Origin of the sequence: Nitrobacter hamburgensis X14 (assembly GCF_000013885.1) — a bacterium.
Lineage (GTDB): Bacteria > Pseudomonadota > Alphaproteobacteria > Rhizobiales > Xanthobacteraceae > Nitrobacter > Nitrobacter hamburgensis.
Genome location: NC_007964.1, coordinates 3,055,609 through 3,069,773 on the forward strand (window position 1 = coordinate 3,055,609; position 14,165 = coordinate 3,069,773).

A 14,165-nucleotide genomic window follows, 5' to 3' on the forward strand; every position below is an offset into this window, starting at 1 on the left:
AATCGAACATGCACATTTGGATCGACGGGCAATGCCTGCAAACCTCGAGTAGATTGCGCGGCATTGGCCGCTATGTGCACGAACTTATTCGGGGATTGGTTAGAAATCACCCGGAAGTCGATATATCTATCTCGTTCAATGCGGCGTTGGCAGATGAGGCCATCGTAGCCCGCGATGCTCTTGCCGCATGGATTAAGCCAACAAGCATTCTTATTTGGCAAGGGATTGCTGAGGTTGGAGAGGCTCTTCATGGCTATACCGCCCGACGTCAACTCAGCGAGTTGGCGCTCGCGCATCATGTCGCCTGCTTGCAGCCCGATGTAGCGCTATCGGCGAGCCCTTTTGAAGGGGCGCGCGATCGGGCCGTCCCGCTGTTGCCGGTATCTTCTCAGAACTTTTCGGTGGGCTGCATATTTTATGATGCGATACCCTACCGATTTCCGTCGAAATATCTGAACTATGATGGCCTTAGCCGATGTTACGACCGTAGACTGTCGTTACATTGCAAGTTCGATTTCATGCTCGCCATCTCGGAATTTTCGCGGCGGGAAGCCGGCGATCTCATTCCTGACGTTCCGGTTATGGCAATCCATGCTGGTATCGGTGAAGATTTTTTGCGGTTAGCGCAGGGGGGAGCCGCCGGTCGTGCGTCGACGGAGGATTATCTGTTCTACGTAGGCGGATTGGACTGGAGAAAAAATGTAGCTCGTGTTGTTGAAGCGTTTGCGCTGCTGCCGGGCCATCTGAAGCAGGATTTGCAATTTTATCTAGCGGGTGATGCACCCGCGCAGATGAGGGCGGATATTTCTGAGCTTTGGAAAAAGTGTGCGCTGCCCGAGCGGAACTTAAAAATATTGGGCCATATTTCGGATGCTGCGTTGATTGATCTTTACGTGGGAGCGCGCGCGGTGATCCAGCCTTCACTAATGGAGGGGTTCGGCCTCACGGCATTGGAGGCAATGAGTTGTGGCACACCTGTCATAGCAGCGTCGGCAGGGGCTTTGCCGGAAATGATAGGCATACCGGAGGCATTGTTCGATCCGGAAGATCCGCAAGACATCTCACGCCGAATCGTGGAGGTTTGTACTGACAGAGCTTTGGCGGATTCATTTGCCGAACATGGCCTCGTGCAAACGAAGAAATACAGTTGGAAGCGTTCGGCTGATCTGACGGTCGCAGCGCTCCAGCAATTTCACAAAGGGGTCAAATACGGAAGCCTGGATGAACTCCGCGCCCTTTGTCTCGACAATGTTCGCGAAATTTCCGTAGACTCGGTCGTTAGCAGCCGGGCTCTGGCGATTGCCGAGCCGGTCAAGTCAGTTGGGCGGCGTCTTCTGGTCGATGTTACAGCAACGACAAAGCTTGATCATGAAACCGGCATCCAGCGTGTGGTCAAGAAGATGGCAGCCGCACTTACTACTGCACGGGACGCTCGCGTGCCTGGCGGCACATCGTTGGTATATTGCGATACAGCGGATGGGTTCTTCGAGGCAGGAAGGTCGTCCGACGGTAAGCTCAGCTTTGGCGGCAGAACATTCGCGACCAAAGTCTTACCAAATGCGGGCGACGTCGTGTTGATGCTTGATAGCTCTTGGGAGTTTCACGAATCACACCGCTCCGTTTTTCGCGCCGCCCGACTGCGTGGCGCCGAGGTTATAACGACCCTCTATGATCTGGTCCCGATAAAAGTCTCTGCATTTTGCCATCCAGGTATTCCGCCCATTTTTTCCGACTGGCTGAAAGTGGCTCTGGCTTTCTCAACAGGGGTGGTTTGCATCTCGAAAGCCGTCGCGGACGAGTTCGTTCAACTGCTTCATGCGGTTCAATTTCCTCGGCCGATGAAGATTGGCTACTGGCATCTCGGGGCGGATTTTACGTTCAGTCCTGCCGGTGTGGTGCATCGGAAATTTGAAGCGCCTTCACCTCGGTTTTTGATGGTTGGCACCATCGAGCCGCGCAAAGGGTACGTTGTCGCTCTGGATGCGTTCGACGCACTATGGGCGCAGGGTTTTGCAGGATCGTTGATCCTTGTGGGGAAACGCGGCTGGAATATGGACCATTTTATTTCACGCGTTCGGTGCCACCCGGAGAATGGACGAAAACTCCATTGGATCGAACGCGCAAGCGATGAGGAATTGCAGCGACACTACGCATCCTGTGATGCCCTGATTGCCGCGTCATATGTGGAAGGCTTTGGTCTGCCGATCGTCGAGGCGGCTGAATACAATAAACCCGTGATAGCTAGCGATATTCCGGTTTTCCGCGAAGTTGTTGGCGAAAATCAGAGTGCTGTCTTCTTCGATGTTGGATCTACTGAGGCGCTTGCGGCATGCATTGACGCCTTTTCGAGGCAACTCGACCAAACTCTCGCATTTAGGAATAAGGGGACACGTTGGATCACGTGGACTGAGAGCGCTCGTCAACTGGCCGATGTGGTGACCGGCGGAAACTGGTATCATAACTATCAGCCGGTGCAGGGCCGATCGGCAGAGGCTGTGCTGGGGATAGGCGAAGTGGTTATGCGTCGCCCGCTCAGTGAGCTGGAACGGGTTTGTCGACTTGAGCTTGTGCAGCGGCCATCGCCGGCAAGCGACGGCAAGACACTGCGAATTGTCGTCAAGCTTTCTAATTTGTCAAATGTCAGTTGGGCGAGTGCAAGTGCTGACGGCACGAAGCTTGCCGTACAACTGGGCCATCATATTCTTCGTGATGATGGCTCGACGCTCCAATACGAAAATCCGGTCACTTCGATTCCTTTCGTCGTTGGGCCGGGCGATTACCTGTACATGGCAGTCGACGTATCATCAGGTTGGCTTGATCGCGGTGGCAAATTTGTGGAGATCGAAATGCTACAAGAAGGTGCGGGATGGTGGGGCAAGCCTCTACGAGTATCGCTGTCAACGGCGGAGTAAAATCCGGCCACGCGCCGGAGTAATAGTCGGCCACGGTTTGCGAACGCAGGAGACCGCCGGGAGAAGCTATGGGAAGCGGCGAGGTTGAGGCACCATCGGCGCTTGGACAACCAAAGATGGATGTAGCTCATGCCCGCAGTCGATGATTTGAGTCGTTCCCTCACCGCGTTGGCTCAAGATAGCACGTTGATGACGGTTATCGAACTGAGCAAGTCGAGTTGGCTCGTCGCCGGGATGGTGCCAGGCATTGAGCGTCATCCGGTAAAGAAGCTCGATCCCGATCCGGTGGCTTTGCTCAACCTGGTCAGTCGCTGGCGCTGCGAAGCGGAGAGGAAGGAGCGGCGGATCGAGCGGGTCGTGCTCGCCTTCGAGGCGGGCCGCGACGGGTTCTGGCTGGCGCGATGGCTGCGAGAGCGTGGCATCGAGGCGTATGTGATCCATTCGACGAGCGTCGCGGTCACGCGCGAGCACCGACGGGCGAAGACCGACCGGCTGGATACGGCGATGCTGTTGCGCGTCTTTCTCGGTTGGCTACGTGGCGAACGCGGTCATTGCCGAATGGTCGCGATTCCGACCTACGAGGAGGAAGACGCCAAGCGGCCGAGCAGAGAGCGAGAAAGTCTGGTTGGCGAACGGACGCGGATCATCAATCGAATGAAGGGCGCCCTGGCACGGTTGGGGATTCGCGGATTCAAGCCGGAACTGCGGCGAGCTCCAGAAAAACTGAGCGCGTTGCTTACACCGGAAGGGGAGCTGCTTCCCTCGAATCTGCTGGAAGAGATGAGGCGCGAGATGACGCGGCTCTCCTTGATCCGCGAGCAGATCGTGGCCATCGAACAAGCGCGACTTGTACGATTGCAGCAGGCACCCACGTCGCGACCGAACGCGATGACAACGCTCCTGGCCAGGGTTATCGGAGTCGGATTGGAAACGGCCGATATGTTGGTTCAGGAGGTGTTGAACCGCAACCTGCGCGATCGTCGGGCGGTGGCCCGCTATGCCGGCTTGACGGGCTCTCCTGACGAGAGTGGCTCGAGGCGACGGGAAAAGGGGCTTGCCAAGGCGGGCAATGCCCGAGTGCGCCGTGGGTTAATCCAGCTCGCTTGGCGATTCTTGATGTTCCAAAAGGATAGCGGGCTGGCGCAATGGTACCGGGCTCGAACTGGTCAGGGTGCGCGCAAGACGACGATGATCGTGGCGCTCGCCAGAAAGCTGCTGATCGCGCTCTGGCGCATGGTGACAGTCGGCGAAGTCCCGACCGGTGTCGTGCTGCGACCGGGAATGTGAGCAGCAGCTCCAATAGGTCCACAGGAGACACGTCCTTTGACGGCCGGTTACAACGTTGCGACAGGCGGTCAATGCTGATCCGAGGTGGCGGTGACCCGAGCTACGCCCTGGCTTCGACGCCGTAGGGAGAATGGGCCTGCCGCTTCGGAGCCTCGCCCCCGAAGCGAATGCCTGCTTCATGGTTTGGATCCTGCGAGGACCCAACCGAATACAAGGTTGCGGCGCGATGCACTGCGCCCAATGGCGAGCTCCACTCGGTTCAGAAAATATCAGGAGAACCGACGCGAGAAGCCTTGACAGAACAACTCCCATACAAGGGCGTAGCCCGAGCGGGGGTCACCTCCTGGCGACGCTGATCCCGCTCGCGCATGTAATCCTTGATGATCGTGTAGCCGCCCGTGAACCCGCACTCGCCCTGAAGACGGTCGAACACCCGCTTGGCCGTATGGCGCTGCTTGCGCGGCACCTTCATGTCCTCGTCAAGCCAGTGATCGATCGTCGAAACAAATGCATCCAGCTTAGGCCGCCGGATCGGTGACTGACGCTGATAGCCCGGCGGCGTCGAATACGACATCATCTTGGCCACGCTATCGCGCGATATGTTGAAATGCTTTGCAGCCTGACGCCGACTCATTCCTTCAGAACAGGCCAGACGAACCTTCAGATATAATTCCACGGTATAGATCCCCAACCCTCCTGCATTCGTCGCAGAAGGAAAATAGGTGGCCGGCTTTTACGCCGCCCGAAGCGGGACCATCCCGCCGCTACCGTGGACTAATTTTGCACCGCCGCTCTCACCAACCTACGCCGACGCCATCCTCGACCGCCTCGTCCACAACGCTCACCGCGTCGATCTCACTGGAGACAGCCTGCGCCGCACCCGCGAAAGGTCCACCAAAAAAGATTGACCATTCACAACAAGCAATGGCACAACTTTAGCAGCCAGCGAGGCACGCGCCCTGGGCGACATCATGTCGGAATCCATGGGCGGCATCATCTCGGAATGCCCGGGCGACTTCATCGGAATCTGCACCCACACAATATGGTATTTGCAGTCCCACACCGTATGACTGCCAGACTTCGCCGTTTGCATCGCCGGATGCTAATGCATCCCGTCGCCTAAAGGCGAGGGGTTTACTGATCCCAGAAAGGGGACTCTAAACGTGGCACTCAATGGCTCGGTGGAAACCATGCATTCACACAACGATCTGCGAGTAGGCCGCCCTCACGGCCTGCGCACTTCGCTGCCAATCGAACCTCCGCGAGCGTGCGACGCGAGCGTCGCGGTCTTGTGAGATTCGTTGCAAATTACTAGTCAGTTCTTTTATGATGACATACCAGGCTGCGACGTCAGTTGCGGGCGCGCGCAGCGTGGCGGTGCCATCAGTGATTTCGTCCATTGAGGTGGCGGCGCTGTGCGCCACCTGCGTGCCGCACGCAAGCGCCTCAACTACCGGCATGCCGAAGCCCTCATAAATAGAGGGAAACAACAAGGCGATCGCGCCCTCATATAGGCTGCGAAGTTGAATATCGGAAACGGTACCTAGAAAACGTAATGTGCCATCGCTCTTCAATGCGTCGGTTTCACGTGGCAAATCCAGATCGCCCCAGCCGGATTTGCCGACGAGCACCAGAGGGGCACGAGCGCGCTCTGCTGGCGTAAGTTGTGCGTAGGCCGAAATTAGAGTTCTCAGGTTTTTTCGGGGCTCCAACGTCCCCACCGCAAGAAGATAACCATGCAGGGATAGCCCAAATGGCGTGAGATCGGCGCGCGTGATGCCATCTCCTAACGGCTGAAAGATGTTGCTGGCGGCCGGAGAGGCAACAAAGATCTTGTCCGGCGAAGTACCATAGACGCTGGCAATCTCGGATTTACTGAACTCTGAGATTGTATGAACCAGTGGCGCACGCGCAATGGCAGCCGGCAACCCCTCGAGATCCCGCAGCCGCTGCCGCGGATGCGCCTCTGGATATCGCACGAACGACAGATCGTAAACGACCGGCAGCGTCGGCACAGCAAGTTCCCCAACAGGAAGGTATTTGAAGGCGTGGAATAGATCGAGCGGGGTGTTGGGACCACGCACGCCGAAACGTGCGGCACGCACGTGGCGATAGATAACCCGTGCCGCGTCGATCCGCGCCAGTTTCGTCTGGAGGATGTTTTTCGCTCTCCAAAGGCGCTGAGATGAGCGGTCAATTCTAGCTTGCACCGCTACGAAACTCTTGCCTTGGAGGCGCTCGATCTCATCGAGATCGCCGAGTCGAACCGCCTGCCACCTTATGCCGGTGAACCCGGAGAAGGAAAGGTCCTCGTCATCGCGCAATAATGCCTTGAGAAGATGGAAACAATAATTCCCGACCCCGGTCATGCCAGAATAAAGAATGTCGCTGTCGATACCTACCCTGACCGCCCCTCCAGGCTCCGCCACCGTAGCTTTTGCAGAAATCATCATTATCTCGCGTATATGCTCGTTGTTGCAGCGTTATGTGTGCATCTTGGCAAAAGAAAACTCGATTTCGCCGCGAGCTATTCAAAATGCGGTCGGTTAGCAGACCTCACGCTACCGCCACCTCTCTCAGAGTGACATTTATGCCACGTTTATATGTAGAAGACACCTATCGCGTGTAGCAACTTCAAAAAGCTTCATTTCGGACACGGTTTTCGGAAAACCTCCTAGTCGGAATCCCGGTGTGGCTGAGCTTGAGTACCGGCCGTTAGCATTATATTGCATTACCAAAATCGGAGTCGACTCAGATTGGACGCGCGGTTCGTCAAAGCCGGCCGTCGGATCGTGACTGAGGATCCCTATATGTTAACAAGCGCGACACTCGACCCATCAGGTTTTCACAGGGTCGCGCCGACTGTCTTCTCCGATTTGATATCGTTTCATGCAGGGCTCGTTGAAAATTCTTCATAGCTATAAAGTCTACCGACCCGATATCGACGGCGGCATTCCGTTTGTCATTGCTGCGCTCAGCCGGCTCGTCGATAACGACGTCACAAACGGCATTCTGGTTGCCAGGCGGGTCGGAAAGGCGCGCCGCTACGTGATCGATGACGTTCCGGTGGAAGCACTTTCGTCATTGGGCACGATATTCTCAACTCCCATAGCCCCTGCTTTTCCGCTTGTGCTGCTCAGGCGTTCGAGCGCGGTTGACATCGTGGTCCATCATGCCCCGTTCCCGCTCGCGGATATGGTGTCAAGCTTTTTACCTGATGACGTCGCGCTGATCGTTTACTGGCACGCAGATATCGTAGGCCATTCGTGGTTGAAAACATTGATGACTCCGGTGATCAAAAGGACCTTGCGGCGTGCCAACCGCATCGTCGTTTCCGATCGCACCATTGTCGACAACTCTCCCCTTCTATCCCCCTTCGCTGACAAGTGCGTAGTTGTCCCCTACGGGGTGGATGTGGACTTTTGGAATACCCCTAGCGCAATGGAGCGCAACACGGCCTTGAGGCTTCGGGACCAGTATCCGCGCATGGTCCTGACGATTGGGCGGCTTGTGCCGTATAAGGGGCTCGACGTTCTTCTTCGCGCGATGCAGGAGCTGGATGCACAACTGATTATCATCGGCGAGGGACCGCTCGAAATGGACCTTAAACGAACGGCGTCGGACACCGGACTCACAGCGCGCGTCACGTTTGCCGGGCGATTGGCACGGAGCGACATGAAGACCTATCTTCACGCCGCACGCGTGCTGGCATTTCCCTCGGTCACGAGCGCGGAGGCGTTTGGCATCGTCCAACTCGAAGCCATGGCCGCAGGCCTTCCGATCGTCAACACAGCACTGACGACCGCGGTCCCGCATATCGCGCGCCACGAAAAGGAGTCGCTGACCGTTCCGCACCATGATTCCCACGCGTTGGCTGCAGCGATTAGGCGAATCCTCGACGAGCCGACGCTGGCTGGGCGACTTGGAGAAGCAGGACATCTCCGTGCGCGGACAGAATACAGCAATGATCGGTTTCTTTCTCGTATGAAGGTAGTCTACGACGAGGTCACTCAGTCTTGCCAACGCAATCGATCGAACACAGTCGGATAGTTTAGCCTCATGACATTTGCTCTTGACAATACTAGCAGGAAGCCATCACCGCCCCAAATCGTAACGCAAGGCGGCCTTGGCAATGCAACGGCTGTTGCGGTCACCGACATCGTTTCCGGCGCTCTGCTGTGGCGGCTTTGGGCGCGGCTCGGCTGGAATGATATTCTGCAACGTTACCGTCGCTCGCTGCTTGGGCCATTATGGCTAACGGCTAGCATGGCCATCATGGTGGTTGCGCTTGGCATCCTGTATGCAAAACTCTTCAAAACCCCGGTCGACAACCTTCTGCCGTTTTTGTGCGTCGGCTTTTTGGTCTGGACGCTGATTGCAAGTTTTCTAGTCGAAGCAGGAACGCTCTTCACCGGCTCCGAATCCTATATCAAGCAAATACGGCTGCCCTACTCCGTATATGTCTATCGATCTTGCTGGAGCAAGCTGATCATCTTCGCGCACAATGCCGTCATTTATCTGGGCGTGATTCTTTATTTCAAGATTTGGCCGGGCGCAGTTTCGCTGCTGGCGATTCCTGGCCTGATACTCGTACTGTTAAACGGCGCGATCATTAGCCTTTTCATCGGGATGGTATCAGCGCGGTTCCGCGATATACCTCAGCTCATCGCTTCGTTCGTACAGATCGTATTTTTTGTCACACCGATTTTCTGGATGCCAAGCCTGCTGCAGGGACGCACATTCGTTTTGGATTTCAATCCGTTTTATCATTTAGTGGAAATCGTCCGAGCACCGCTGCTGGGGTTAGTGCCTTCCAGCAAAAGCTATTTGGCGATTCTCTTGATCACCCTCATCAACACCGCGGTCACGGGAGCATTTTTTGCACGCTTTCGCTCGCGGATTTCTTATTGGGTCTGAATTTGTATGTCCAAAGCATCGATCGAAGCATCGCTAGGAGCGGCGTTGTCGCTTGAAAACGTCAGCGTTTCGTTTCCGATATATCACGGCGGATCGCGGTCCTTGAAGAAGAGCCTGCTGTTTCGCGGCTCGGGTGGCCAGCTTGCCACAGATGCCAACGATCGCATTACAGTCGAAGCACTGCGACATGTTTCGTTGCAATTTGAGGTTGGTGATCGCGTGGCGCTCATCGGATCGAATGGCGCTGGTAAGACGACGCTTTTGCGGGTTATGGCAGGCGTGTATGAACCTGTGAGCGGCACTGCCCGTACGCGCGGACGGATCTCGCCGATGTTCGACATCAGTCTGGGCATAGACAGTGAAATCAGTGGCTATGACAACATCCGTCTCCGCGGACTTATTCTAGGGTTAAGTCCAGAAGAGATCGAGGAGCGCATGGCGGATATCGTCGAATTCACCGAGTTGGGCGACTATCTCGATATTCCAGTCCGAACCTATTCATCCGGCATGATGACGCGCCTGACGTTCGCCGTCGCGACGTGCTTTGAGCCGGAGATCTTGTTGATGGACGAATGGATCATGGCGGGCGATGCGGCCTTTTTGTCCAAGGCCCAGCACCGCGTCGAGACATTCGTCGAGAAGGCGAGCATTCTCGTCCTGGCATCACATAGCGCCGAGGTCCTAAAACGCTGGTGTAACAAGGGTGTTCTGATGCACAAGGGCGAGGTTAGGTTCGAGGGTGAACTCGCCCAAACTCTTGACGCCTATGCTGAGGTCACGTCTCGCGACACTGTTTGAGCGATGATGGTAGGCTAAAATTGAAATGGATTATTCTTGGGATAGTTGTTATCGAGGCCGCAGATATCTTCTCCTTGAGAACCACAGAGAACGAGTCGATCCAGATTCCGATTTAGACGCCGCGCACATCGGCGATGGTGGACGAGATGCAGACCGGCAGTTGCCTTAGCGGGGACAATTTTCCACAGTGCTTGCGGCCCCTCGAACCGTCATAACGGCGTTGGACAGAGGACGTTGGTGAACGGCTCCGTTATCTAGTTCGAGAGAATCAATCCACAGCGAGTGTAAACGATGCAAGCGAGACGAGCGCTGATTACGGGAGTGACCGGACAAGACGGAGCGTATCTTTCAAAATTTCTGCTCGAGAAGGGTTATGATGTTCACGGGTTGCTGCGTCGTAGCGCGTCGGCCGACGTGGTCGATGCGCGGTTGAAATGGCTCGGCGTCGCTGGAAAGATCACGCTGCACGATGGTAACCTGACCGACCTCTCCGGACTCCTCCGGGTATTGCAAGATGTGCAGCCGGCTGAGGTTTACAATCTGGGAGCGCAGTCGTTCGTCAAATCATCTTGGCAACAGCCCCTTCTGACTAGCACCGTGACGGGACTTGGTGCAGCCCATATGCTGGAGGCGGTTCGGATCGCCTGCCCCAAGGCACGATTTTATCAAGCATCCTCTTCAGAGATGTTCGGATTAATCCAGGAGCCGCGACAGTCCGAAACAACGCCGTTTTATCCACGCTCGCCCTATGCGGCCGCGAAGCTCTATGCTCACTGGATGACGGTCAACTATCGCGAGAGCTTTGGGCTACATGCTTCAAGTGGCATCCTGTTTAACCATGAATCGCCGTTGCGCGGGATCGAGTTTGTCACCCGCAAGATCACAGATGGCGTTGCGCAGATCAAGCTGGGTCTGGAAACAACGTTGGCGCTGGGCAATCTCGATGCCAAGCGCGACTGGGGCCATGCACGCGACTATGTCAAAGCGATGTGGCTAATGTTGCAACAAGACACGCCGGATGACTATGTCGTTGCCACCGGTCGCACCGTCTCAGTGCGAGATTTCTGTAAGTTGGCTTTCAATCATGTCGGCCTGAATATGGAGGATCATGTCGTCACAGACCCGCGCTATATGCGGCCTGCTGAAGTAGATGTTCTGCTCGGCAATGCCGACAAGGCGCGCGACAGACTTGGCTGGGTGGCGGAAACGCGCCTTGAAGACTTGGTTGCTGAAATGATTGAAGCCGATCTCGCGCGCCTTAAACGCCATCAGCATCTGTAATGCTGCGCACAACATGACCATACGGGTTTTAATGACGGGGTCGGATGGCTTTGTCGGCCCTCATATCGAGAAAGCCTTGCGCAGAATCTGCGGTGCGGAGACTGAGATCGTCGCAACCTCGAAGGCTGGTGGCGTGCATCCTCAGCTGGGGGAAATGCAAGCGCTCGATGTCACCGACGCAGCCGCCGTGCATGCGACCATCGCCCGAAACGACCCCACCCATGTGCTGCATCTTGCGGCAATCGCCGCTGTTGGTGCAGCCTCCACCGATCCCGGGACAGCATGGGCTGTGCATGTCGGCGGGACGCGCAATCTTGCGCAGGCGCTGCTTGATCACGCGCCACGTTGTTGGCTGCTCAATGTCGGATCCGGCCTGATCTATGGCGAAACAGCCAAGTCCGGTCGGCTGCTTGACGAAAGCGCCGTGCCGGCTCCTGTCGATGACTACGGCGTCACCAAAGCCGCGGCCGATCTTGCACTCGGGGCGTTGGTACGGCGAGGGCTGAAGGTGATACGGCTGCGGCCGTTTAATCATACAGGGGCCCGCCAGACCGAAGCCTTTGTGATCCCTGCGTTCGCGATGCAGATTGCGCGGATTGAAGCCGGGCAGATCGAACCCGTCCTGAGAGTTGGCAACCTTGACGCCGAACGCGACTTCCTCGATGTGCGCGACGTTGCGCGCGCTTACGCACTGACCGTCCAGCGCTCCGATTCCCTCGAACCAGGCCTCATTTTGAATGTTGCGTCCGGCATTCCCCGCCGCATCGGTGATCTTCTGCTAAAACTCCTGACGCAAAGCACCGTGCCGATCACGATCGAGCATGACCCGGAAAGAAGGCGCCCGAGCGACCTGCCACGCATCATTGGCGATGCCACCCGTGCCCGCGAACTTCTGGGGTGGCGCCCTGAATATACCCTTGATGACACACTGCGTGCGGTCCTCGACGATTGCCGTCGCCGTGCTGCACGAGACTGAGTGACTGGCTAAGAAACCGAAAAGCGAGTTCATCAATCATTTCCCTTTGCCGAGAACTTAACGGCGAGGAGACGAAGCCGTGCACTTCCGAGATCTTCCGGTCTTTAGTCAATCAGGTCGACCTGGTTCCGGAGGATCGAGCCGCGCGGCTTCGCGCCCCTCTCTGGAAGACGGTATCCATCGCTTCTGGAAGACGGTATCCATCGTTTTGCAGCGTGGTATTGTCGTTATCATCGGGTCGGCTAGTGGTCCGGCTCTTAGGATTGCCTCATGACCCGATCCCGCCCCGTCAAACGAACGTCTCAGTCCAAACACGTCATGATCATAAGGTTTTGAGTATCCCTATGATCCGGGTTCGCATCAAGGTGGCTGCAAGGAAATGCGAACGTCGGAATCGGGAGCTAGAGCATGATCCCGAAAAGTGGAAACCGGTTTTCGGATAAGATCATGCTCAATCGAAAGGATTAAGGCTAGAGTCTGAATTCAGCGCAGTTGAATCAGACTCTAATGGACAGATCAGCATGTGGAGATTGTCTTGTGAGTGAGCGTATCATTCCGCTCGTCATGTGTGGCGGTGCTGGAACCCGGCTGTGGCCGGCCTCGCGGGAGGACCGCCCGAAGCAGTTTCTGCCGCTGTTCGGGCCGCGTTCGACGTTTCAGGATACGCTGAGGCGGGTTTCCGATCCCGCGCTGTTCGAGCGGCCGATCGTGGTCACCAACGCCGCGTACCGGTTCATGGTGTTTGAACAGCTCGCGGAGATCGGACTTGAAGCGGACATTCTGCTGGAGCCGGCACGGCGCGACTCCGGACCGGCGATCGCCGCGGGAGCCGCCTTCGCGCAGATGCGTGACAACGCGGCCGTTGTTCTCGCGCTTGCGGCGGATCACGTGGTGCGCGACACGGATGCGTTCGTCTCAGCCTGCCGTCAGGGATTGGCTGCAGCGAATGCCGGCCGCATCGTGACCTTCGGCGTCAGGCCGGAGCGGGCGGCAACCGAATACGGCTATATCAGCCTGGGTGCGGCGGTTGCGGGCGATGTGCGCGCGGTGGCGACGTTCGTCGAGAAGCCCGATTCGCAAACCGCCTCGGGCTACGTCGAGGCGGGGTATCTCTGGAACAGCGGCAACTTCATGTTCCGTGCGGCGATGCTGCTCGATGAATACCGTAGCGTCGATCCCGAAAGCGTTCGGGCGGTGACCGATGCGGTGGTCCAGGCCGGCCGGGATCTCGGCTTTGTCACGCTCGACCCGGACGCCTTTTCGAAGGCGCGGGCGATTTCGATCGATTACGCGGTGATGGAAAAGACCGCACATGCCGCCGTGGTTCCGGTCGATTGTGGCTGGTCGGACGTCGGATCGTGGCACGCGGTATGGGAGTTGTCGGACAAGGACGGTCAGGGCAATGCGGCGCAAGGGACCGCAGTGTTCGAGGATTCCCGCAACTGCAATGTTTCGACCGACAAGGCGCTGGTCGCGCTGGAAGGCGTCGACGATCTCGTGGTGGTGGCGACGCAGGATGCCGTGCTGGTTTCGCGCCAGAAGGACGCCAACGGGCTGAAACGCCTGGTCATAAAGTTGAAGGCGCTGGCGCCGCAGGTCACGGAAGAGCATCTCCGGGTCCATCGGCCCTGGGGCGCCTATCAGTCGATCGACAGGGGCGAGCGGCATCAGGTCAAGCACATCACGGTGACGGCCGGCGAGCGGTTGTCGCTGCAAAAACACCATCATCGCTCGGAGCACTGGGTCGTGGTCCGGGGCACCGCGAAGGTGACGGTCGATGACCTCGTCAAGACCGTGCACGAGAACGAATCGATCTATATTCCGATCGGAGCCACCCACCGGCTGGAAAACCCCGGCAAGATTCCACTGGAACTGATCGAAGTGCAGACCGGTAGCTATCTTGGCGACGACGACATTATCCGCATCGAGGATGACTATCGGCGAAGCTGAGCTTCGATGCGGGAGCCGAATCGCCTAATCTGTGGAAACATGGT

At 57.0% G+C, this 14,165-nt stretch carries 9 protein-coding genes and 3 pseudogenes; 9 read left to right on the plus strand and 3 right to left on the minus strand.

Features of this window, described 5'->3' with window-relative positions; all coding sequences use genetic code 11:
- Positions 1–8: 8 nt before the first annotated feature.
- Both NHAM_RS14200 and NHAM_RS14205 read left to right on the plus strand, forming a co-directional pair.
- A complete protein-coding gene (locus tag NHAM_RS14200) occupies positions 9–2,912 on the plus strand; it encodes a glycosyltransferase family 4 protein (RefSeq protein ID WP_011511216.1) in 2,904 nt (967 codons plus the stop codon).
- Positions 2,913–3,041: 129 nt separating this feature from the next.
- Positions 3,042–4,199: an IS110 family transposase gene (locus NHAM_RS14205; RefSeq protein ID WP_011511217.1), complete on the plus strand. Its 1,158-nt coding sequence runs from the start codon at positions 3,042–3,044 to the stop codon at positions 4,197–4,199.
- Positions 4,200–4,515: 316 nt separating this feature from the next.
- Here the strand turns inward: NHAM_RS14205 and NHAM_RS14210 are convergent.
- Positions 4,516–4,875: pseudogene (locus NHAM_RS14210) on the minus strand (IS21 family transposase); the annotation flags it as partial.
- Positions 4,876–4,996: 121 nt separating this feature from the next.
- Here NHAM_RS14210 and NHAM_RS26765 point away from each other — a divergent pair.
- Positions 4,997–5,107: pseudogene (locus NHAM_RS26765) on the plus strand (ATP-binding protein); the annotation flags it as partial.
- Positions 5,108–5,229: 122 nt separating this feature from the next.
- On the opposite strand, the pseudogene NHAM_RS29300 reads toward NHAM_RS26765, so the two are convergent.
- Positions 5,230–5,292, minus strand: a pseudogene (locus NHAM_RS29300) (IS200/IS605 family transposase); the annotation flags it as partial.
- A 103-nt stretch (positions 5,293–5,395) separates the two neighbouring features.
- On the minus strand, positions 5,396–6,652 hold the full coding sequence (locus tag NHAM_RS14215; protein WP_011511219.1) for a glycosyltransferase family 4 protein: 1,257 nt from the start codon (positions 6,650–6,652) through the stop codon (positions 5,396–5,398).
- A 436-nt stretch (positions 6,653–7,088) separates the two neighbouring features.
- Between NHAM_RS14215 and NHAM_RS14220 the strand changes: the two genes are divergently transcribed.
- The 6 genes from NHAM_RS14220 to NHAM_RS14245 all read left to right on the plus strand — a co-directional run bounded on the left by NHAM_RS14220 (position 7,089) and on the right by NHAM_RS14245 (position 14,121).
- Entirely contained in the window at positions 7,089–8,249 is a 1,161-nt protein-coding gene (locus tag NHAM_RS14220; RefSeq protein ID WP_245269893.1) for a glycosyltransferase, read from the plus strand.
- A 9-nt stretch (positions 8,250–8,258) separates the two neighbouring features.
- Entirely contained in the window at positions 8,259–9,116 is an 858-nt protein-coding gene (locus tag NHAM_RS14225) for an ABC transporter permease (protein ID WP_011511221.1), read from the plus strand.
- Between the two features lie 6 nt (positions 9,117–9,122).
- On the plus strand, positions 9,123–9,914 hold the full coding sequence (locus NHAM_RS14230; protein WP_011511222.1) for an ABC transporter ATP-binding protein: 792 nt from the start codon (positions 9,123–9,125) through the stop codon (positions 9,912–9,914).
- A gap of 291 nt (positions 9,915–10,205) precedes the next feature.
- Positions 10,206–11,195: a GDP-mannose 4,6-dehydratase gene (gene gmd / locus NHAM_RS14235; protein ID WP_011511223.1), complete on the plus strand. Its 990-nt coding sequence runs from the start codon at positions 10,206–10,208 to the stop codon at positions 11,193–11,195.
- A complete protein-coding gene (locus tag NHAM_RS14240) occupies positions 11,152–12,171 on the plus strand; it encodes a GDP-mannose 4,6-dehydratase (protein ID WP_245269894.1) in 1,020 nt (339 codons plus the stop codon). Before gmd ends, NHAM_RS14240 begins: the two co-directional genes overlap by 44 nt.
- Before the next feature lie 537 nt (positions 12,172–12,708).
- A complete protein-coding gene (locus tag NHAM_RS14245) occupies positions 12,709–14,121 on the plus strand; it encodes a mannose-1-phosphate guanylyltransferase/mannose-6-phosphate isomerase (protein WP_011511225.1) in 1,413 nt (470 codons plus the stop codon).
- The last annotated feature ends 44 nt before the right edge of the window (positions 14,122–14,165 follow it).